The organism is Ruegeria sp. AE3 (assembly GCF_056542225.1).
In genome coordinates this window covers 19,430-39,051 of record NZ_JBQFZL010000016.1, presented here as the reverse complement: position 1 = coordinate 39,051, position 19,622 = coordinate 19,430, and the positions used below count along the sequence as shown (strand labels likewise).

Annotated in this window: 20 protein-coding genes; 16 read left to right on the top strand and 4 right to left on the bottom strand. The window is 58.9% G+C overall.

Annotation, left to right across the window (positions count from 1 at the left end; translation table 11 throughout):
* Position 1 precedes the first annotated feature (1 nt).
* From ACR0NZ_RS18460 to ACR0NZ_RS18450, 3 genes are read left to right on the top strand one after another with little or no spacing between them, the layout of a single operon-like run.
* Positions 2-1,096, top strand: a complete 1,095-nt coding sequence (locus tag ACR0NZ_RS18460) for a microcin C ABC transporter permease YejB (protein WP_480495962.1) — start codon at positions 2-4, stop codon at positions 1,094-1,096.
* Positions 1,097-2,203 carry an ABC transporter permease gene (locus ACR0NZ_RS18455; protein ID WP_480520930.1) on the top strand — a complete coding sequence of 369 codons (1,107 nt, stop codon included), beginning with the start codon at positions 1,097-1,099 and terminating at the stop codon, positions 2,201-2,203.
* Complete coding sequence (locus tag ACR0NZ_RS18450) at positions 2,200-3,777, top strand: ABC transporter ATP-binding protein (protein ID WP_480474085.1); 1,578 nt, start codon at positions 2,200-2,202, stop codon at positions 3,775-3,777. The genes ACR0NZ_RS18455 and ACR0NZ_RS18450 overlap by 4 nt, the downstream gene beginning before the upstream one ends.
* 24 nt (positions 3,778-3,801) lie before the next feature.
* On the opposite strand, the gene ACR0NZ_RS18445 is transcribed toward ACR0NZ_RS18450, so the two are convergent.
* Together ACR0NZ_RS18445 and hemN are read right to left on the bottom strand one after the other, a co-directional pair.
* Positions 3,802-5,730 (bottom strand): elongation factor G, encoded by a 1,929-nt coding sequence (locus tag ACR0NZ_RS18445; RefSeq protein ID WP_480474084.1) that lies wholly within the window; start codon positions 5,728-5,730, stop codon positions 3,802-3,804.
* A 210-nt stretch (positions 5,731-5,940) separates the two neighbouring features.
* A complete protein-coding gene (gene hemN / locus ACR0NZ_RS18440) occupies positions 5,941-7,296 on the bottom strand; it encodes an oxygen-independent coproporphyrinogen III oxidase (RefSeq protein ID WP_480520928.1) in 1,356 nt (451 codons plus the stop codon).
* 61 nt (positions 7,297-7,357) lie between these two features.
* Between hemN and fnrL the strand changes: the two genes are divergently transcribed.
* Positions 7,358-8,101: a transcriptional regulator FnrL gene (gene fnrL / locus ACR0NZ_RS18435; RefSeq protein WP_480520926.1), complete on the top strand. Its 744-nt coding sequence runs from the start codon at positions 7,358-7,360 to the stop codon at positions 8,099-8,101.
* A gap of 73 nt (positions 8,102-8,174) precedes the next feature.
* A complete protein-coding gene (locus tag ACR0NZ_RS18430; protein ID WP_209507747.1) occupies positions 8,175-8,429 on the top strand; it encodes a GlsB/YeaQ/YmgE family stress response membrane protein in 255 nt (84 codons plus the stop codon).
* A gap of 39 nt (positions 8,430-8,468) precedes the next feature.
* Here the strand turns inward: ACR0NZ_RS18430 and ACR0NZ_RS18425 are convergent, their stop codons facing one another.
* Complete coding sequence (locus tag ACR0NZ_RS18425) at positions 8,469-9,308, bottom strand: universal stress protein (protein ID WP_480520924.1); 840 nt, start codon at positions 9,306-9,308, stop codon at positions 8,469-8,471.
* A gap of 201 nt (positions 9,309-9,509) precedes the next feature.
* On the opposite strand from ACR0NZ_RS18425, the gene ccoN reads away from it, so the two are divergent.
* The 4 genes from ccoN to ccoP are packed head-to-tail and all read left to right on the top strand — an operon-like array spanning position 9,510 to position 12,920.
* Entirely contained in the window at positions 9,510-11,117 is a 1,608-nt protein-coding gene (gene ccoN, locus ACR0NZ_RS18420; protein WP_480520922.1) for a cytochrome-c oxidase, cbb3-type subunit I, read from the top strand.
* A 16-nt stretch (positions 11,118-11,133) separates the two neighbouring features.
* Entirely contained in the window at positions 11,134-11,862 is a 729-nt protein-coding gene (ccoO, locus tag ACR0NZ_RS18415) for a cytochrome-c oxidase, cbb3-type subunit II (RefSeq protein WP_480474079.1), read from the top strand.
* A gap of 12 nt (positions 11,863-11,874) precedes the next feature.
* Positions 11,875-12,060: a cbb3-type cytochrome c oxidase subunit 3 gene (locus tag ACR0NZ_RS18410; RefSeq protein ID WP_209507756.1), complete on the top strand. Its 186-nt coding sequence runs from the start codon at positions 11,875-11,877 to the stop codon at positions 12,058-12,060.
* Complete coding sequence (gene ccoP / locus ACR0NZ_RS18405; protein ID WP_480474078.1) at positions 12,057-12,920, top strand: cytochrome-c oxidase, cbb3-type subunit III; 864 nt, start codon at positions 12,057-12,059, stop codon at positions 12,918-12,920. The genes ACR0NZ_RS18410 and ccoP overlap by 4 nt, the downstream gene beginning before the upstream one ends.
* Before the next feature lie 152 nt (positions 12,921-13,072).
* On the opposite strand, the gene ACR0NZ_RS18400 is transcribed toward ccoP, so the two are convergent.
* Positions 13,073-13,231: a hypothetical protein gene (locus ACR0NZ_RS18400; RefSeq protein WP_480474077.1), complete on the bottom strand. Its 159-nt coding sequence runs from the start codon at positions 13,229-13,231 to the stop codon at positions 13,073-13,075.
* Between the two features lie 100 nt (positions 13,232-13,331).
* Between ACR0NZ_RS18400 and ACR0NZ_RS18395 the strand changes: the two genes are divergently transcribed.
* From ACR0NZ_RS18395 to nusG, 7 genes are all read left to right on the top strand, one after another.
* The gene (locus tag ACR0NZ_RS18395; RefSeq protein ID WP_480520920.1) at positions 13,332-14,207 is read left to right on the top strand and encodes a LysR family transcriptional regulator; all 876 of its coding nucleotides are present in this window, start codon (positions 13,332-13,334) and stop codon (positions 14,205-14,207) included.
* 102 nt (positions 14,208-14,309) lie between these two features.
* Positions 14,310-15,737: a cytochrome c oxidase accessory protein CcoG gene (ccoG, locus tag ACR0NZ_RS18390; protein WP_480520918.1), complete on the top strand. Its 1,428-nt coding sequence runs from the start codon at positions 14,310-14,312 to the stop codon at positions 15,735-15,737.
* Between the two features lie 2 nt (positions 15,738-15,739).
* Entirely contained in the window at positions 15,740-16,198 is a 459-nt protein-coding gene (locus ACR0NZ_RS18385) for a FixH family protein (RefSeq protein WP_480520916.1), read from the top strand.
* A gap of 3 nt (positions 16,199-16,201) precedes the next feature.
* Positions 16,202-18,379: a heavy metal translocating P-type ATPase gene (locus ACR0NZ_RS18380; RefSeq protein WP_480474072.1), complete on the top strand. Its 2,178-nt coding sequence runs from the start codon at positions 16,202-16,204 to the stop codon at positions 18,377-18,379.
* Positions 18,380-18,384: 5 nt separating this feature from the next.
* Entirely contained in the window at positions 18,385-18,543 is a 159-nt protein-coding gene (gene ccoS, locus ACR0NZ_RS18375; RefSeq protein WP_209507770.1) for a cbb3-type cytochrome oxidase assembly protein CcoS, read from the top strand.
* A gap of 99 nt (positions 18,544-18,642) precedes the next feature.
* On the top strand, positions 18,643-18,840 hold the full coding sequence (gene secE / locus ACR0NZ_RS18370; protein WP_480474071.1) for a preprotein translocase subunit SecE: 198 nt from the start codon (positions 18,643-18,645) through the stop codon (positions 18,838-18,840).
* A gap of 195 nt (positions 18,841-19,035) precedes the next feature.
* Entirely contained in the window at positions 19,036-19,569 is a 534-nt protein-coding gene (gene nusG, locus ACR0NZ_RS18365) for a transcription termination/antitermination protein NusG (protein ID WP_209507773.1), read from the top strand.
* The last annotated feature ends 53 nt before the right edge of the window (positions 19,570-19,622 follow it).

The following is a 19,622-nucleotide window of genomic DNA, read 5'->3' as shown; positions in this document are numbered from 1 at the left end:
CATGGGCGCCTATATTCTAAGACGCTTATTGCTGATCATTCCGACTCTTCTGGGTATCATGATCGTCAACTTCACGCTGGTCCAGTTCGTACCTGGTGGGCCGGTCGAACAGATCATCGCGCAAATCGAAGGTCAAGGTGACGTATTCGCCGGGTTTGCCGGGGGGGGCGACGCCGGAGCGGGTTCCGAACCGGCGGGCGGTGTCTTCGACGACAAATATGTCGGCGCACGCGGCCTTCCGCCCGAGTTTATTGCCGAGCTGGAAAAAGAATTCGGCTTCGACAAGCCCCCGCTGGAACGGTTCCTGAATATGATGGGCAACTATCTGACGTTTGATTTTGGCGAGAGTTATTTCCGCTCGATCAGCGTGATCGATCTGGTGCTTGAAAAGATGCCGGTCTCGATCTCGCTGGGGCTGTGGTCGACCCTGATTGCCTATCTGGTCTCGATCCCGCTGGGTATTCGAAAGGCGGTCAAGGATGGATCGCAATTCGATACCTGGACAAGCGGGGCGATTATTGTGGCCTATGCCATTCCGGGCTTTTTGTTTGCGATCCTGCTGCTGGTGCTCTTCGCTGGCGGATCATATTGGCAAATCTTCCCGCTGCGCGGTCTGACGTCGGACAATTGGGACAGCCTGAGTTTCTTTGGCAAGATCACGGATTATTTCTGGCACATAGCGCTGCCGACGATTGCGTTGACGATCTCGGCCTTTGCGACGCTGACCTTGCTGACCAAGAACTCGTTTCTGGACGAGATCAAGAAACAGTACGTCATGACTGCCCGCGCCAAAGGGTTGAGCGAGCGCAAGGTGCTCTATAATCATGTCTTCCGAAACGCGATGCTGATCGTGATCGCAGGGTTCCCGGCCGTGTTCATCGGTGTGTTCTTCGGGGGGTCGATCATTATCGAGACGATCTTTTCGCTGGATGGTCTGGGCCGATTAGGGTTCGAGGCTGCCGTTGCGCGCGATTATCCGGTGATCTTCGGCACGCTGTTCATCTTCGGTCTGATGGGGCTGGTCGTCGGCATCATCAGCGACCTGATGTATGTGCTGGTCGACCCGCGCATCGATTTCGAAAAGCGGGAGGGGTAAATGGCTTTGTCCCCGCTGAACCAGCGCCGCTGGAGCAACTTCCGCCGCAACAGACGGGCCTTCTGGTCGCTGATCATCTTCTCGATCCTGTTTGGCCTGTCGCTCTTTGCCGAGTTTATCGCCAACGACAAACCCATCCTTGTGAAATATCGGGGAGAGTACTTTACGCCGATCTTCAACTTCTACGCCGAAACCGAATTTGGCGGCGATTTCCAGACCGAAGCGATCTATCGAGACCCCGAAGTTCAGTGCCTGATCGACAGCGGTGGATTGGAAGACTGTTTCGATGATCCCGAAGGCATCATCGAACAGATCGACGCCGGAACGTTCCAGGCTGAGGGTTTTGAACGCGGCTGGTCGCTCTGGCCGTTGATCCCCTATTCCTTCAATACCTCGGTGGACCGCCCCGGCGCGGCGCCCCTGCCGCCCAACGGCCAGAATCTGCTGGGTACCGATGATACCAAGCGCGACGTGCTGGCCCGCGTGATTTACGGCTTTCGTTTGTCGATCCTGTTCACGCTGCTTGTGACGGGCGCGGCAAGCCTGATCGGGATTTTCGCCGGGGCCATACAAGGGTTCTTTGGTGGGTGGCTGGACCTGATCTTTCAGCGGATCATCGAAATCTGGTCCGCAACCCCGTCGCTTTACGTCATCATCATCATGTTTGCGGTGCTGGGGCGAAGTTTCTGGTTGCTGGTCGCGCTGATGATCCTGTTCAGTTGGACCGGGCTGGTTGGCGTGGTGCGCGCCGAGTTCCTGCGGGCGCGGAACCTTGAATATGTGCGCGCCGCGCGGGCGCTGGGTGTTGGCAACATGACGATCATGTTCCGTCATATGCTGCCCAATGCGATGGTGGCCACGCTGACCTTCATGCCGTTCATCGTCACCGGAACCATCGGCGGGCTGGCTTCGCTGGATTATCTGGGCTTTGGTCTGCCGTCCTCGGCCCCCTCGCTGGGAGAGCTGACCTTGCAGGCCAAGCAGAACCTTCAGGCCCCGTGGCTGGCCTTCACCGCCTTCTTCACCTTTGCCATTATGCTGTCGCTGCTGGTCTTCATCTTCGAAGGCGTTCGCGATGCGTTTGATCCCAGAAAGACCTTCTCATGAGCTTGCTGGATGTGAAAAACCTCAAGGTCTCGTTCCGTCAGGATGGGCAGGTCAACGCGGCGGTCAAAGGCGTGTCCTTCACTGTGGACCGGGGTGAAACCGTCGCGCTGGTGGGCGAATCCGGATCAGGAAAATCCGTGACGGCGTTATCGACCGTTTCCCTGCTGGGCGACAGCGCGTTGGTCGACGGCTCGGTCACCTATGACGGGCAAGAGATGATTGGCGCCTCGGAACAGCGTCTGATGGATGTGCGGGGCAACGACATCAGCTTTATCTTTCAGGAGCCGATGACCTCGCTGAACCCGTTGCACACGATCCAGAAACAGATGGCTGAATCGCTGGCCCTGCATCAGGGTGTGGCGGGCGATGTGGCGCGGGACAGGATTGTCGAGTTGCTGACCAAGGTCGGTATCCGCGATCCTCAAGACCGGCTGGACAGCTATCCGCATCAGTTGTCGGGCGGTCAGCGGCAACGGGTGATGATCGCAATGGCCCTTGCCAACAAACCGGACATCCTGATCGCGGATGAGCCGACAACGGCTCTGGATGTGACCATTCAGGCGCAGATCCTCGAACTGCTGGCTGAATTGCAGAAATCGGAAAACATGGGGATGCTGTTTATCACCCATGATCTGGGCATCGTGCGCCGCATCGCCGACCGGGTCTGTGTGATGAAAGACGGCGAGATTGTCGAAACCGGCGTGACGGCCGAGATATTCGAAAACCCGCAGCACCCCTATACCCGCAAACTTCTGGCGGCGGAGCCGTCGGGTCGGCCTGAACCCGTTGCCTCAGATGCGGAAGAGGTCGCACGCACCGACCACCTTAAGGTCTGGTTTCCGATCCAGCGCGGGTTTCTGAAGCGAACGGTTGGATATGTGAAAGCGGTGAACGACGCGACCCTTAGCGTGCGCGCGGGTGAGACGTTGGGGATTGTTGGCGAAAGCGGGTCAGGCAAGACCACGCTGGCGCTGGCCATGATGCGGCTGATCGCGTCCGAGGGTGGCATCACCTTTCGCGATCAGGACGTGCGCAAATGGTCCACGCGGGAACTGCGCCGGTTGCGCAAGGACATGCAGATCGTGTTTCAGGACCCGTTTGGCAGCCTCAGCCCGCGGATGACCTGCCAGCAGATCATTGCGGAAGGTCTGGCCATTCACAAAGTCGACCCGGACCGCGCGCCACGCGAACTTGTGGCCGAGGTGATGACCGAAGTGGGGCTTGATCCGGCGACGATGGATCGATACCCGCACGAGTTTTCTGGCGGTCAGCGTCAGCGCATCGCCATTGCGCGCGCGATGGTTCTGCGTCCCAAACTGCTGGTTCTGGACGAGCCGACCAGTGCGCTGGATATGACCGTTCAGGTTCAGATCGTCGATCTGCTTCGCAATCTGCAACAGAAATACGGGCTGGCCTATCTGTTCATCAGCCATGACCTGAAAGTGGTCCGTGCCATGTCGCACAACGTGATCGTCATGCGAAACGGCGATGTGGTCGAAATGGGCGCGGCAGAGGATTTGTTCGAAAACGCCCAGACCGACTATACCCGCGAATTGATCGCAGCGGCGGGCTGAGAACAGCCCGCCCGGTGTCGTGAGTCAGGCGCTGGCTTTTTCTCGCGCCGATGACTGGGGCACAGGCCCGCGCAGTTCTTCATAGTGATCAAAGCTCAGCTTGACCCACCCAGTTCCACGTGTGGCACTGGCAAGGGTGCGGTGCAGCTCGTCCTCGGCAACGGCGGGCAACTGGGCGTTGAATATCTCCCAGCCCGTTGCATTCGGGTTGCCCTCAAATCCCAGAACCTGCCCCTGAAGGGTGCTGATCGTTGGTACGAGATCGCCCACAAAGGCCGAGGGTAAGTGTATCTCGGCGCTCAGGATCGGTTGCAGGACCACAGGTTTGGCTTGCGGCAATGCCTCGCGCACGGCGTTCTTGCCTGCGGTCCGGAAGGCATAATCCGAACTGTCCACATTGTGGTGTTTGCCATCGCTCAGGGTCACTTTGACATCAACTACGGGAAAGCCTTCGGGGCCTTGTTCCAATGCGTCCTTGGCTCCGTGTTCCACAGACGGGATGTAGTTCTTGGGAACGGCACCGCCCTTGACCACCTCATCGAACTGGAACCCCGATCCGCGCGGCAATGGCGCGACCGATATTACCACATCCGCGAATTGCCCCGCGCCGCCGGATTGCTTGCGATGGCGATGGCGATGCTCAACCGTTGCGCGGATGGTTTCGCGATAGGCGGTTTCCACCTGTTCCGCCTCGATCTCGATCCCGAAATCCTCTGCCAGCTTGGCGGTCACGCGGCGCATATGTTGCGGACCTTGCGAGCCCAGAATCGAATGGCCGCTCATCTCATCCTGTTGCAGATGCAGGCCCGGATCGATTTCGGCCAGACGGCTCAGGGCGTTTGACAGGCGCACATCGTCCCGCTCATGCGCGGGCGAGACGACTTGACGATGCGCAACCGGATGAGAAGACGCCCATTCCGGCAACTCTGTCGCAGAGGAACTGTCATAAATGTATCCGGGGTTGAGGTGATCGGATTTGACCGCCAGTCCGATCTGCCCGGCCTCCAGCGCGGCGATCTGGGTCTTGGCGTCCAGTGTTGTCAGGTTGCCGACCGTTTCACCGCCCAACGCCTCATGGGCTTTTACCCCGTCCCCAAGGCCGCGCAGAACGATGATCTTTCCGATATGCTTTTTGACATCCGCAAAGCCCGCGATGGCACGGGCGTTTTCGGCGGCCTCGTCTCGTCCGGCGGCGATATCAAACTCGGGGGCCTCATGACGCAGCGCTTTCATCAGGCGCGTCAGCCCGTTGCCGTGGCTTGCGGCGCCCAGACAGGCTGGGATCAACTGATGATTCTGCAAAACCTGCGCGGCCAGCTCATAAACCTCATCGCTTGGGGGCTGTTTGTCTTCAATCAACTGTTCCAGCAGGTGGTCATCGAAATCGGAAAGTGTCTCAAGCAACTCGGTCCGGGCTTCCTGCTCGCGATCCTCGACAGATTTGGGCAGCTCTATCAGGGCCGACGGCTGGCCCTCCTGATACTTCCACGCCCGTTCCGAGATCAGATCGACCGCGCCGATGATCGTGTCGCCCTCGCGGATCGGAACCTGACGCAGGGCGATGTGGTGCGTGCAGTAGGTTTGCAGCGCCGCGATGATGTCGCGGATGCGGCCATTGGGGTTGTCCATGCGGTTGATGAAAAGAAAACAGGGAATGCCTGCCTCTTCCACCAGCCGAAGATACGGCGCACACAGCACGGCGGCATTTGGATCGGGCGGTACCACGATAACGGCAGCATCCGAGATCGCCATGGCTGGGCCGACATACGCGAGGGAATCGCCACCCCCATCCACGTCGATCGCGCACCAGGGCTCGTCCAGGTAAGAAAAACCGTGCAAGTGCACGGTTCCGGAAACATCGAATGTGGTCGGGCGCCCGTCGAGGCGGCTGATGGCCTCGACCAGGGTAGATTTGCCCGACTGGCTGGGCCCGAGGACGGTGAATACGCGCATGAGTGTTGTCCCTCTTTCAGGTTGCAGAATGGCTGCACGAAAAGGGCCGTCCGACGCAGTCGCGTCAGCTAGGACTGTCTGTAATTTGCCCGCCTCAGGCCGCAGGGCGAAACATCACCCCACAGCTTGAGTGTGGAAAAAACCGCAGGCGTGCGTCAAGCCCCCGATGTGTTTTGTACTCAACGGGCTGAATGTTGCCCGAAAAAAAGGTCAGATCGCCGAGCTGTGCCCGGCTTTGCTGAGGTCGTATGCGTCGAAGCTGCGGGCAACCATCCGGGTCAGCGCCCTCGCCTCGGGGGGGATGAACAGCCCTTCCTCGCTGATTTGCAGCAGCCCGTCGAATGAGGCGTTGGCGGCACGATACATCTCATTCAGCGCTGCGGCCGAGATATCGTGATCGCGCAGGATTTCAGCCGAATCGATCCGGAAATCGCACATCAGCGCTTCGATCAGACGGGCGCGCAGAATATCCTGACCTTTGAACAGGTGCCCGCGGGATGTCGAAAACTGCCCGTTGCGGATGGCTTTTGTATGGGCGGATGTGGCCGGGGCATTCTGCGCATAGCCTTGTGGAAAGCGCGAGATCGAGCTGGCCCCGACACCGATCAACACATCGGCCTGATCGTCGGTATAACCCTGGAAGTTCCGCTTCAGACGACCCGCGCGCAGGGCCTGAGTCAGCCCGTCATCCTGCGTGGCAAAATGGTCGATGCCGATCTCGGCGTAGTTGTCCCACAGGAACAGGCGGCGGGCGGTGTCGAACAGTTCCAGCCGTTGTTCGGGCGTTGGCAGTGCGTCCGACGGGATCAGCTGCTGCCGTTTGGCCATCCACGGCACATGGGCGTACCCATAAAGCGCCACGCGGTCCGGGCTGAGCGACAAAAGCTTCTGCACGCTTTCCGTCATCCGGGCCTTGGTCTGATGGGGCAGCCCGTAAAGGATATCCGCGTTCAGGCTGGCAATGCCACGTGCGCGGATCATGTCGATCGCGTCGCGCGTTGTATCGTAGCTTTGAATGCGGCCAATGGTTTTCTGGATTTCATCGTCGAAATCCTGCACTCCAATCGAGGCGCGGTTCATGCCTGCCTCTGCCAGCGCATCCAGACGCGCCTCGTCAATCTCGTTCGGATCGATTTCAACCGAAAACTCGGCGTCCGGCCCCATGGGGATGATCCCCAGAATGTGCTGTGCCAGATCGCGCATCAGCTGGGCGTTCAACAACGTTGGCGTACCGCCGCCCCAGTGCAGGCGCGACAGCACCACATCCGCGGGCAGGCGCGCCGCCAGCAGGTCCAGCTCGGCTTTTAGAACATCCACATATGCAATCACCGGATTGTCGGTTTGTGTGCCTTGCGTCCTGCAGGCGCAGAACCAGCACAGCCTGCGGCAGAACGGGACGTGGATATAAAGGGATATGGCGCTGCCGGGCTCGATTCCCGAAATCCAGTCGCCAAACATGTCCGCCCCCACGTCATTGTTGAAATGGGGCGCTGTGGGATAGCTTGTGTAACGCGGTACTTTCGCGTCAAAAAGTCCAAGCTTTGCCAATTGTGGTTTCACTATCATGACGATACCCTTAGGGGGCAGGCGACTTAGGTGCTTTGACGGAGATCAAGTGGAAACGCAGATGACAATAAAAGCACAGTTCGATCATTCAAATTGCGCAGACTGCCCGATACGACATCGCGCGGTCTGCGCCCGCTGTGACGCTGACGAGCTGGAAGCGCTTGATGCCATTAAGTATTACCGCAGTTTCGAAGCGGGTCAGACCATCATCTGGTCGGGCGACCAGATGAATTTTGTCGGTTCAGTCGTCGCGGGAATCGCGTCGCTGACACAAACGATGGAAGACGGGCGCACCCAGATGGTTGGTCTTCTCTTGCCCAGCGATTTCGTCGGTCGCCCGGGGCGCGACATTGCGCCTTACGATGTGCAGGCGACAACGGATGTCGTGATGTGCTGTTTCCGCAAGAAACCATTTGAAGAGCTGATGGACGAAACGCCACACATCGCGCATCGCCTGCTACAGATGACGTTGGACGAGCTTGATGCTGCCCGTGAATGGATGCTGGTTCTGGGTCGCAAGACAGCGCGCGAAAAAATCGCCAGCCTGATATCGATCATTGCCCGCCGGGATGCGTCGATTGGTCAAAAGGGCCTGTCGGGACCGATCGTGTTCGATCTGCCCCTGACCCGAGAGGCCATGGCGGATTATCTGGGACTTACGCTTGAGACGGTCAGCCGCCAGATCTCAGCTCTGAAAAAGGACGGTTTGATCTTGCTGGAAGGCAAACGTCACGTGACCATCCCCGATCTTGGCCGGCTCATGGAAGAAGCAGGCGACGATTCCGATGGCGGGTTTCTGGTCTGACCGGTCTTTCGCTCGGCAGAACTCGCTTACCGCGACCATCCGGTCGGTTCACGAACTAACATAGGAGTGTGGCATGGGGTTCAGCAGTCTGTTGGCAATGCTGTTCATTGGCGCAATCGCCGGATGGCTGTCGGGAAAGATCATGGAGGGCCGTGGGTTCGGCCTGATCGGCAACATTATCGTCGGCATCGTCGGTGCGTTCCTGTCGGGCATGATCTTTCCGGCGCTAGGATTTTCTGTTGGCGGGGGCCTGTTGTCGTCGATCCTTTTCGCAACAATTGGGGCCGTGATCCTGTTGTTCCTGATCGGCCTCATTCGTCGGGGGTGAAAAAAGCCGCCTGTCGAGGCGGCTTTTTGCTTGTTTAGGTCAGTGCGCCAAGAACACCGGAACCGAGGATTGTTCCAGCATGTTCCGGGTCGCCCCGCCCAGAATGGCTTCGCGAAAGCGGGAGTGGCCATAAGCGCCCATCACAATCATGTCCGATTCGGTATCCGTCGCGTGGCGATTAAGGATATCCGAGACGCGGGTCATGGTCTTGCTGAGCACATCGATCTCGCATTTGACACCATGACGGGCCAGCATCTGGGACAGCATCCCACCCGGGTCCGACCGGTCTGGCCCATGCTGTGGTGGGTCAATAACCACAATACGGACGATCTCGGCCCGTTTGAGGAAGGGCAGGGCCCGCCGGATGGCGCACATGGCCTCGACGCTTTCGTTCCAGGCGATCATGATGTTGCCCGGCGCTTTCAACGGCGCACTGCTGTCGGGAACCACAAGAACCGGGCAATGTCCTTCGAACATGGCCGCTTCGATAATGGGCTCGGCCTCGGCCCCCCGACCTTCACCATACGGATGTGGCAGGATCACAAGGTCGGAAAACCGGGCCCGGTGCGCGACGTGGCGCCCGATATCGGCAATTTGTGCAACGCCGTGTTCGGCGGACCAACGCACGCCGGATTTGCCGAGATAGTCATTGGCAAAGGCCAGCAAATCCTGTGCCTCGGCATTGGCCCGGTTCAGCGTTTCCTGAACGATCAAAGCATTGGCACCCGCATAATAGTAACCTGTCTGACTGCGATCGACGCCCAGACACAGGACTTCGGCATGGGCATCCTGAGCCTCGGCCAGGGCCACAATCTGCGCCAAAGCAGCCTGTGCAGTCTGCGTTTCGGTCATGACTGTGAGAAGAGATTTGTACGCCATTTTGACCTCATGGTTCGGGCAATTGGTCTCATGTGACCTGTTAGCCCTTTTCTACTACCATGCGTGTCATAGAAAACGCTGGACTGTCTTGATACAGATCAAAGCAATGAAGGTGGCCGTGCTTCAGAACGGCAGCCAGTCAAATGGGTTTCGCGCGTCATAAGAATCAAAAGCGCGCGGAGCATGGCAAAGGGACGCAATATGTCGAATTACATCAAGCTGATCGTGCTTGGTCTGATCGCGCTGTTTGCAGCGATCGGAACCAATTATGCACGCGATTTGGCGTATCAGGTACATGCGCTGCTGGTGATGCTCATCGCCGGTGGCCTGTTCATCTGGACGCTTCGAAACACTGACGAGCCAGATATTCAGATCGACCGCTCGGGCGAATACATGGATGGCGTGATCCGCTATGGCGTGATCGCAACTGCCTTTTGGGGCGTGATCGGGTTCCTCGCCGGGACGTTTATCGCGTTTCAGCTGGCGTTTCCGGTACTGAACTTCGAATGGGCGCAGGGTTATCTGAATTTTGGTCGTCTGCGTCCGTTGCACACTTCGGCGGTCATTTTTGCCTTTGGCGGTAACGCATTGATCGCAACCTCGTTCTATGTGGTTCAGCGTACCAGCGCAGCGCGGCTTTGGGGCGGCAACCTCGCGTGGTTCGTGTTCTGGGGCTACCAGCTGTTCATCGTTCTGGCCGCAACCGGCTATGTGCTGGGCGGAACGCAGTCCAAGGAATATGCCGAACCTGAATGGTATGTCGATCTGTGGCTGACCATTGTTTGGGTCGCCTATCTGGCGGTCTACCTGGGTACGATCATCAAGCGGAAAGAACCCCACATCTATGTGGCCAACTGGTTCTACCTGGCCTTTATCGTCACCGTTGCCATGCTGCATCTGGTCAACAACATGACCATCCCGGTCAGCATCTGGGGTTCGAAATCGGTCATCGTCTGGTCAGGCGTGCAGGATGCCATGATCCAGTGGTGGTATGGCCACAACGCTGTGGGCTTCTTCCTGACTGCGGGTTTCCTTGGCATGATGTACTATTTCATCCCGAAACAGGCCGAGCGTCCGGTGTTTTCGTACAAGCTGTCGATCATCCACTTCTGGGCGCTGATCTTCCTGTATATCTGGGCCGGTCCACACCACCTTCACTATACTGCGCTGCCTGACTGGGCGTCGACGCTGGGTATGGTGTTCTCGGTGATCCTGTGGATGCCGTCCTGGGGCGGTATGATCAACGGTCTGATGACGCTGTCGGGTGCCTGGGACAAGCTGCGCACCGATCCGGTGATCCGCATGATGGTCATCTCGGTCGGCTTCTACGGCATGTCCACCTTTGAAGGTCCGATGATGTCGATCCGTGCTGTGAACAGCCTCAGCCACTACACCGACTGGACCATTGGTCACGTGCATTCGGGCGCGCTGGGCTGGAACGGCATGATCACCTTTGGCGCGCTGTACTTCCTGGTGCCCGTGCTTTGGAAGCGCGAGCGTCTGTACTCGCTGCAGATGGTCAGCTGGCACTTCTGGCTCGCCACGATCGGCATCGTGCTTTATGCCGCGTCGATGTGGGTCACCGGTATCATGGAAGGCCTGATGTGGCGTGAAGTGGATGCAAATGGCTTCCTGGTGAACTCGTTCGCTGACACCGTGGCCGCCAAGTTCCCGATGTATGTGGTGCGTGCTCTGGGTGGCGTTCTGTTCGTCGCTGGCGCCGTGATCATGTGCTACAACCTGTGGATGACTGTGCGGAAAGCGCCGGCCAAAGAGGCCAGCCTGACCGTCGCGGTCCCTGCTGAATAGAGGGAGGGCCGGAGTAATGGCAATTCTCGACAAACATAAGATCCTCGAGACCAACGCGACCCTCCTGCTGATCTTCAGCTTTCTGGTCGTGACCATCGGTGGCCTGGTGCAGATCACCCCGCTGTTCTATCTTGAGAACACCATCGAGAAGGTGGAGGGCATGCGCCCTTACACCCCTCTCGAAATGGCAGGGCGTGAGATTTACATCCGCGAAGGCTGCTATGTCTGCCACAGCCAGATGATCCGCCCAATGCGGGACGAGGTCGAACGTTATGGCCACTACTCGCTGGCGGCTGAATCGATGTATGACCACCCGTTCCAGTGGGGATCAAAGCGTACCGGACCTGATCTGGCGCGTGTCGGTGGCCGCTATTCGGATCAGTGGCAGATGGACCACCTGCGCGACCCTCAGTCTGTGGTGCCTGAATCGGTGATGCCCAAATACGGCTTCCTCGAACATCGCAAGATCGACGGCAAGTATATCGGTGACATCATGGCGACCAATGCGGTTGTCGGCACCCCTTATACCGACGAGATGCTGGAAAACGCGGTTGCCGATTTCAGCGCGCAGGCCGACCCGGACAGTGACTACGACGGTCTGCTGGAGCGGTACGGTGACAAGGTCAACGTACGCAACTTCGATGGTCAGCCTGAACTGACCGAAGCCGACGCGCTGATCGCCTATCTGCAAATGCTGGGTACGCTGGTCGATTTCTCGACCTTTACCCCGGATGCAAGCCGTTAACAGGAGGGTGGGATGGAAGAATACACACTTCTTCGACAGTTCGCGGATAGCTGGATGCTGCTTGTGTTGTTTGCCTTCTTCGTTGGCATCGTGATCTGGGTTTTCCGCCCCGGTGCCAGCAAGGAATACAAGGACACTGCCAACATCCCCTTCCGGCATCAAGACAAACCCGCCACACCCAAGGAGGCGCGGCAATGAGCAAGACACCTGATAAACAGCCGGGCGATCCAAATACAACCGGGCACAGCTGGGACGGGATTGAGGAATTCGACAATCCTATGCCGCGCTGGTGGCTATGGACCTTCTACGCCACCATCTTCTGGGGCGTGATCTATACGATCATGTTTCCGGCCTGGCCCTTGGTCCACGGCGCGACAGCCGGTGTGCTGGGATGGTCAACCCGAGAAAACGTTCAGCAGGACATGGTTGCCTTCGAAGAGGCAAACGCGCCCTGGAACGCCAAGCTGGTGGAAACTTCGCTGGAAGACATCGCCAAGGATGCAGAACTGCAGCAATATGCCGTGAACTCGGGAGGTGCGGTGTTCCGGACCTGGTGCGCACAATGCCATGGTTCGGGTGCGCAGGGTGCGCCGGGTTTCCCGAACCTGTTGGATGATGCCTGGCTGTGGGGCGGAACGCTGGACGATATCGTTTACACCGTCAGCTACGGTATCCGGAACGAAGAAAGCGCCGATGCGCGCTATTCCGAGATGCCGGCATTTGGCGAAATCCTCGAACATGAGGAAATCACGCAGGTGGTCCAGTACGTCATGTCGCTGAGCAATGCCCAGACCGACGATGCGGCAGCGCAGGCAGGTAAAGTTGTCTTCGAAGACAACTGTGCGGCCTGCCACGGCGAGGATGGCACAGGCGATATCTTCCAGGGTGCGCCGAACCTGACTGACGCGATCTGGCTTTACGGTGGCAGTGAAGAAATGCTGACGGAAACCGTAACTTACAGCCGCTTTGGTGTCATGCCGAACTGGGATACCCGCCTGACCGAGGCGCAGATTCGCGCCGTATCTGCCTATGTCCACCAGTTGGGCGGCGGTCAGTAAGATCTAAAGAACACCTTCGGGCGGTTCGCCGCCCGAAGGCTGGGGCACCGGCTGTTCCATCTGTTCGCGCGTTTCCTGAACAGCCGGTGCTTTTTTCCCACAATAAGGCCACTTAAACCTGTGGTCCAGATTCAGGTTTACTGTTACCTGCGTCAAAAGTTGTTCGGATCCACCTCGCGCGGGTTTTTAATCCACCAATGACCTTCCGGCAGCCAACGGCGTTTGTGGCGACCCGGTTTTGGCACATCGCGAATATGCGGCGCATTGATCCGGGTTGCGGTCATGAAAGATCTGGCAAAAACGGTCAGCATGGTTGGTCTCCTCTGCAAGGGTATCTCTGCAATAAAGATTGACCTTTGAAGTGCTGAATGCGACTCAAATACCATTCCATAGTGTAAGTCAGGGTTACATATGAATTGGTTGTCGCTTCCCCCATTGGCCGCGCTGAGGGCGTTTGCGGCATTTGCTGAAAAACGCAATGTCGTCGAAGCTGGTGCTGCGTTGAACGTAAGCCATGCGGCGATTAGCCAGCAGTTGCGCGTACTTGAGAACCATCTGGGTGCTGCCTTGCTTGATCGAACAGGCAAGGCCCTGACCCTAACCGCCGATGGTGAACATCTGGCCCGAGCCCTGCAACTTGGGTTTGGCGCGATCGAGGCGGCAGTGGGGGATTTGGTGCGGTCTGGTCAGGACCGCCCGGTCCACGTGTCGCTGACATCCTCTTTTGCGGCCTCTTGGCTGATGCCGCGTCTACCGGCTTTTCGCGAAACCCATCCCGAGGTGAACCTGATCCTCGATCCCACTGCCGAAGTTGTTGAACTGCGACCGGGTGGGATCGACATTGCCATTCGGTACGGCCCCGGCGGTTGGACCGGTGTGCAATCAGAGATGCTGTTGCAGTCGCCGGTGGTCATCGTCGCCGCTCCGAAACTGCTGGGTGAAAAGACGTCATGGACGCCGACCGAGTTGGCCCAACTGCCCTGGCTCGAGGAAATCGGCACCACCGAGGCGACGACCTGGCTGGCCGAACATGGTGCCGGTCCTGAACGCGGTGCGGGCCGGACCGAGCTGCCGGGAAACCTGGTACTGGACGGTCTGCGGGCCGGGCAGGGGGTCACTGTCACGGTGCGACATTTCGTCGAGCCTGACATCAAGGCCGGTCGCATCGTTGAGCTTTATGCAGAGCCGGATACGCGCGGATACCATATTGTGACGCCAAATTCGCCACTTAGACCAGCTGTCAGAACTTTTGTGACGTGGTTGAGGCGTCAGGCACGGGAAATGTGATAAAAGGTGTCTGTACGATGCGCGTTTTGACCCATGTCAAAGTTGCTATGCGCGTGATCTGGAAGAACACACACTCAGAAGAGCCAGTACCGGAGCCAGCCTGTGAGCGATTCCAACCCCACCCCCAGCCTATACGCCGCACGAGAACCGATCTTTCCAAGGCGCGTTTCTGGGCCATTTCGGAACCTGAAATGGATCATCCTTATCGTGACACTGGGCATTTACTATGTAACGCCCTGGATCAGATGGGATCGCGGCCCCAGCTTGCCGGATCAGGCCGTCCTGCTGGATTTGGCAAACCGGCGCTTCTATTTCTTCTGGATCGAAATCTGGCCGCACGAATTCTATTTCGTGGCGGGCCTGCTGATCATGGCGGGGCTGGGTCTGTTTCTATTCACATCTGCGCTGGGGCGGGTCTGGTGCGGGTATGCCTGCCCGCAAACGGTCTGGACTGACCTTTTCATTCTGGTCGAGCGCTGGATCGAAGGTGACAGAAACGCCCGATTGCGCCTGCATCGTCAGGAAAAGCTGGATTTCCGCAAGGCTCGGCTCCGGTTGACGAAATGGATGACCTGGTTCCTGATCGGCCTGGCCACCGGCGGTGCCTGGGTGTTTTATTTTGCGGATGCGCCGACGTTGCTCCGCGATCTTGTGACGGGCAACGCGCATCCCGTCGCTTACACGACGATGCTGGTTCTGACTGGCACGACCTTCTTTTTCGGCGGGTTCGCCCGCGAACAGATTTGTATCTACGCGTGTCCTTGGCCGCGCATTCAGGCCGCGATGATGGATGAAGACACGCTGGTCGTGGGATACCGCGAATGGCGTGGTGAGCCGCGCGGCAAAGGCAAGCGGACAGCTGATTCCGAGTTGGGGGATTGCATCGACTGCATGGCCTGCGTCAATGTCTGCCCTGTCGGAATCGATATCCGCGATGGTCAGCAGCTTGAATGTATCACCTGTGCCCTGTGTATCGACGCGTGTGACGACATGATGGCCAAGATCGGCAAACCGCGCGGGCTGATCGATTATATGGCGCTCAGCGACGAGCCGCGTGAACGCTCGGGACAACCGCCCAAGAATGTCTGGAAACACATCTTCCGGCCCCGTACGATCCTGTACACCTCGTTGTGGTCACTGGTGGGGGTTGCGCTGCTGTTCGCCCTGTTCATTCGCTCTGACATCGATCTGACCGTAGCACCCGTGCGCAACCCGACCTTTGTCACCCTGTCGGATGGCACCATTCGAAACACCTATGACGTCAGGCTGCGCAACAAGCACGGTGAAGACCGCCTGTTCAAATTGTCTCTGGCGGGCGATCCGTCGATGCGATTGGAAATTGAGGGAACCAAGATAGATACTGTGAATGTCACGGCGGATACGGCACAATTGACCCGTGTATATATCGTGGCATCCCGTGACAGCGGTCCGGCGGCAGCAGAAGCGACGCCAGTGCGGATCTGGGTCGAAGACCTCAGCAGCGGCGAACGTGCTTACAAAGACACCACGTTCAACGGACGGGGGAACTGATCATGGCCGAACGTAAATTCACCGGAAAGCACGCTTTGGCGGTGTTTGTCGGTGCCTTTGGCGTGATCATCGCGGTGAACCTCGTGCTGGCTTATAATGCGGTGAAGACGTTTCCGGGGCTGGAGGTCAAGAATTCCTACGTTGCCAGCCAGGAGTTCAACGATCGCCTGAAAGAGCAGCAGGCATTGGGCTGGACGGTTCGGGCAGAAACCAAAGGTGGCCTTCTGATCCTGCATATTACGGACGCGACCGGCGCGCCGGTTCAGGTCAGCGAATTGCAGGCGGTGGTTGGCCGCGCAACCCATGTGCGGGACGATTTCGCACCGGATTTCACCTTTGATGGCGCGGCCTATGCCACTCCGGCCACGCTGGGCAAGGGCAACTGGAATATCCGGCTGGTCGCGCGTGACGGCAATGGTGCCGAGTTTTCGCAGCGCGTTCCGCTGTATGTGAAAGGGTAGCCGATGACGGCGCAGCTTTCATCCGGTACGGCGGCCTGCCCGGGGTGTCTGGCAGCACCAGCAGAACCCGCGCGCCCGATTCCGGAAGATGTGCAGATTGCCTTGTCCTTGCCGGGCATCCACTGCTCGGCCTGTATCACGACGGTCGAACGTGAACTGAACGCCCATCCCGGTGTCGAAGACGCGCGGGTCAACCTGACTCTGAAACGGGCGATGATCAAAGCCGCGCCGGAAACCCGAGCGGCCGATCTGATCCCGGTGCTTGAACGGGCAGGTTTCGAAGCGCACGAGCTTGACCCCGGCGCTTTGTCGGCAACACAGGCGGACAAGGCGGGACGTGACCTGCTGATGCGACTGGCCGTCGCCGGGTTTGCTTCCATGAACGTGATGCTGTTGTCGGTGTCGGTCTGGTCCGGCGCAACAGACGCGACGCGTGACATGTTCCACTGGATCTCCGCTGCAATCGCGCTGCCCGCCATTGCCTTTTCGGCGCAACCGTTCTTTGCCAACGCTTGGAGCGCCCTGCGGGTGCGGCGGCTGAACATGGATGTGCCGATCACGCTGGCGATCCTGCTGGCGCTGGTCACATCCCTGTGGGAGACCGCACTGAGCGGAGAGCATGCCTATTTCGATGCCGCGCTGACCCTGACATTCTTCCTGCTGGCGGGCCGATATCTGGACTACCGCACCCGCGCCGCAGCCCGATCCGCGGCAGAAGAGCTTACCGCTCTGGAAGTGCCGCGCGCCATTCGCATCGTGGACGGGCTAGAGGCCGAAGTTGCGGTGGCCGATCTGAAGGTTGGTGATCTGATCCTTGTGCGCCCCGGTGGCCGAATGCCGGTGGACGGTCAGATTGTGTCTGGCCAATCCGAACTGGACCGTTCGCTGTTGACGGGGGAAACCCTGCCGGTGTTTGCCGAAGCCGGCCAGTTGGTCAGCGCGGGCGAGGTCAACCTGACAGGTCCGCTGACCCTGCGCGCCACAGCAGTGGGGCAGGATACGTCGCTGCACCGGATGGCGGATCTGGTGGCCATCGCTGAATCGGGGCGGTCCCGCTATACCTCGCTGGCCGACAAGGCCGCCAAGCTTTATGCGCCCGGTGTCCACATCCTTTCGGCGCTCAGCTTTGTGGGGTGGTACATCTATTCGGGCGATTTGCGCACCGCTCTGAACATCGCCGCGGCGGTTCTGATCATCACCTGTCCCTGCGCCTTGGGTCTGGCTGTTCCGGCAGTGACCACCGCTGCCTCGGGCCGGTTGTTCCGCAAGGGTATGCTGATCAAGCACGCAACCGCGCTCGAACGGTTGTCCGAGACCGACACCGTGGTGTTCGACAAGACGGGCACGCTGACCTCGGGTGCGCCGGAACTGGTCAATCTTGGCGATCACGCCCGCGCGCAGGTCGAGGTTGCGCTGGCCCTGACCGAGGCCTCTGCGCATCCCTTGTCCGTGTCATTGGCCAAAGCCGCGCGACAGGCCGGGATCAAGCCTGCAAATGTTCGGGACATAACCGAAGTGCCGGGATACGGCACCCAAGGGGAATACCGCGGTCAACGCGTTCGTTTGGGCCGGGCCGCATGGCTCGGCGCACAGCAGGGCGCGGAAACGTCTGCCTGGCTTGCAATTGGCGACGATGCGCCCTTGGCGTTCCGCTTCTCGGACGCGTTGCGCCCAGGCGCGGCCGAGGCGGTGGAAGCGTTGCGGGCGTCAGGCAAGCATGTGCTGCTGATCTCGGGGGATTCGAAGGGCGCCGTGCAATCTTTGGCCGAGAAGCTGGGAATAACGGATTGGGTCGCCGAGGCTTTGCCGCAGGACAAGGCACAGCGCATTCAGGACCTCAGGGATCAGGGCCGCAAAGTTCTGATGGTGGGGGACGGCCTGAACGACACGGCTGCATTGGCGGCGGCACATGTGTCGATCTCTCCGGCCTCGGCGTTGGATGCGGCGCGGGTTGCCTCGGACATCGTTCTTCTGGGCAATGACCTTCTGCCCATTGCGGATGCCTGCGATACGGCCATCAAGGCCACCCGTCGCATCCGCGAGAACTTCCAGATCGCAACCGTTTACAACGTGATTGCCGTTCCGCTGGCCGTGATCGGACTGGCAACACCGCTGATCGCGGCCTTGGCGATGTCGACCTCGTCAATTACCGTATCGCTGAACGCATTGCGGCTGAGGTAACCCTGATGGAAGTGCTTGCCTATCTGATCCCGATATCCCTGTTTCTGGGGGGCGTTGGTCTGGTCGCCTTTATCTATACCGTTCGTTCCAATCAGTACGAAGACCCCGATGGCGACGCGCGCCGCATCCTGAGTGACGAGTGGGACGACAAACCCAAACCCTGACCAATCGCCCGATATGCGCAGAGTTCATCCAAGCGCCCTTGAAATTGCCGCAATGCCCGGCTATGTCCGGCCCATCCGCAAGCAGAGAGAACACGCCAAATGGCCACCACCAACCCGATCCAGTTCATTCAGCAAGTCCGTGCCGAAGTTTCCAAGGTCGTCTGGCCGACCCGGCGCGAAGTGCTGTTGACCACGGTCATGGTCTTCATCATGGCGGCGCTGACAGCTGTGTTTTTTGCTTTGGTCGATCTGGGTATCCGGGGCGGCCTTCAGCTGGTTCTGGGCGCTTTCGGCTAAGCCGGTTCAGGCGGGGGCAAATACGACTGCCCCTTGCACCTCGCGCGATGTCAGAGTAGGTGACGCATATTCGGAATGGGCGTGTGGCGATTCGGGTCACGCGCCGCTTTTTATTCCGGATGACGTGACAGGATTTAAATGACGGGTGTGTCCGCAAGATGTGATGCCCCGAAGACAAACAAGGACGACAGGTTCATGGCGAAACGGTGGTACTCGGTCAGCGTTCTTTCGAATTTCGAAAAGAAGATCGCAGAGCAGATCCGCACGTCGGTGGCTGAACAGGGCCTTGAGAACGATATCGACGAAGTTCTGGTGCCCACCGAAGAGGTGATCGAAGTGCGCCGGGGCAAGAAGGTCACCACCGAACGCCGCTTTATGCCGGGTTACGTGTTGGTGCATATGGAAATGTCGGATCAGGGCTATCATCTGATCAACTCGATCAACCGCGTCACCGGTTTTCTGGGTCCGCAGGGTCGCCCGATGCCGATGCGCGACGCCGAGGTGAACCAGATCCTCAACCGCGTTCAGGAAGGCGAAGAAGCGCCCAAGCTGATGATCACCTTCGAGATCGGCGAAAAGGTCAAGGTCAACGACGGCCCGTTCGAGGATTTCGACGGCATGGTCGAAGGCGTGGACGACGAAGCGCAAAAGCTGAAGGTTTCGGTGTCGATTTTTGGCCGCGAAACCCCGGTCGAGCTGGACTTCACGCAGGTCACCAAGCAAAGCTAAGCGTTCTGCCAGAGAAATTCGAAACGCCGCGATGTCAAAGCATCGCGGCGTTT

Coding starts and splice junctions, on each gene's coding strand:
- nusG (WP_209507773.1), top strand. CDS start 19,036: ATGGCGAAACGGTGGTACTCGGTCAGCGTTCTTTCGAATTTCGAAAAG.
- ACR0NZ_RS18395 (WP_480520920.1), top strand. CDS start 13,332: ATGAATTGGTTGTCGCTTCCCCCATTGGCCGCGCTGAGGGCGTTTGCG.
- ACR0NZ_RS18460 (WP_480495962.1), top strand. CDS start 2: ATGGGCGCCTATATTCTAAGACGCTTATTGCTGATCATTCCGACTCTT.
- ACR0NZ_RS18425 (WP_480520924.1), bottom strand. CDS start 9,308: ATGGCGTACAAATCTCTTCTCACAGTCATGACCGAAACGCAGACTGCA.
- secE (WP_480474071.1), top strand. CDS start 18,643: ATGGCCACCACCAACCCGATCCAGTTCATTCAGCAAGTCCGTGCCGAA.
- ACR0NZ_RS18380 (WP_480474072.1), top strand. CDS start 16,202: ATGACGGCGCAGCTTTCATCCGGTACGGCGGCCTGCCCGGGGTGTCTG.
- ACR0NZ_RS18385 (WP_480520916.1), top strand. CDS start 15,740: ATGGCCGAACGTAAATTCACCGGAAAGCACGCTTTGGCGGTGTTTGTC.
- ACR0NZ_RS18455 (WP_480520930.1), top strand. CDS start 1,097: ATGGCTTTGTCCCCGCTGAACCAGCGCCGCTGGAGCAACTTCCGCCGC.
- ACR0NZ_RS18445 (WP_480474084.1), bottom strand. CDS start 5,730: ATGCGCGTATTCACCGTCCTCGGGCCCAGCCAGTCGGGCAAATCTACC.
- ACR0NZ_RS18410 (WP_209507756.1), top strand. CDS start 11,875: ATGGAAGAATACACACTTCTTCGACAGTTCGCGGATAGCTGGATGCTG.
- ccoO (WP_480474079.1), top strand. CDS start 11,134: ATGGCAATTCTCGACAAACATAAGATCCTCGAGACCAACGCGACCCTC.
- ccoS (WP_209507770.1), top strand. CDS start 18,385: ATGGAAGTGCTTGCCTATCTGATCCCGATATCCCTGTTTCTGGGGGGC.
- ACR0NZ_RS18450 (WP_480474085.1), top strand. CDS start 2,200: ATGAGCTTGCTGGATGTGAAAAACCTCAAGGTCTCGTTCCGTCAGGAT.
- ACR0NZ_RS18400 (WP_480474077.1), bottom strand. CDS start 13,231: ATGCTGACCGTTTTTGCCAGATCTTTCATGACCGCAACCCGGATCAAT.
- ccoP (WP_480474078.1), top strand. CDS start 12,057: ATGAGCAAGACACCTGATAAACAGCCGGGCGATCCAAATACAACCGGG.
- hemN (WP_480520928.1), bottom strand. CDS start 7,296: ATGATAGTGAAACCACAATTGGCAAAGCTTGGACTTTTTGACGCGAAA.
- ACR0NZ_RS18430 (WP_209507747.1), top strand. CDS start 8,175: ATGGGGTTCAGCAGTCTGTTGGCAATGCTGTTCATTGGCGCAATCGCC.
- fnrL (WP_480520926.1), top strand. CDS start 7,358: ATGACAATAAAAGCACAGTTCGATCATTCAAATTGCGCAGACTGCCCG.
- ccoN (WP_480520922.1), top strand. CDS start 9,510: ATGTCGAATTACATCAAGCTGATCGTGCTTGGTCTGATCGCGCTGTTT.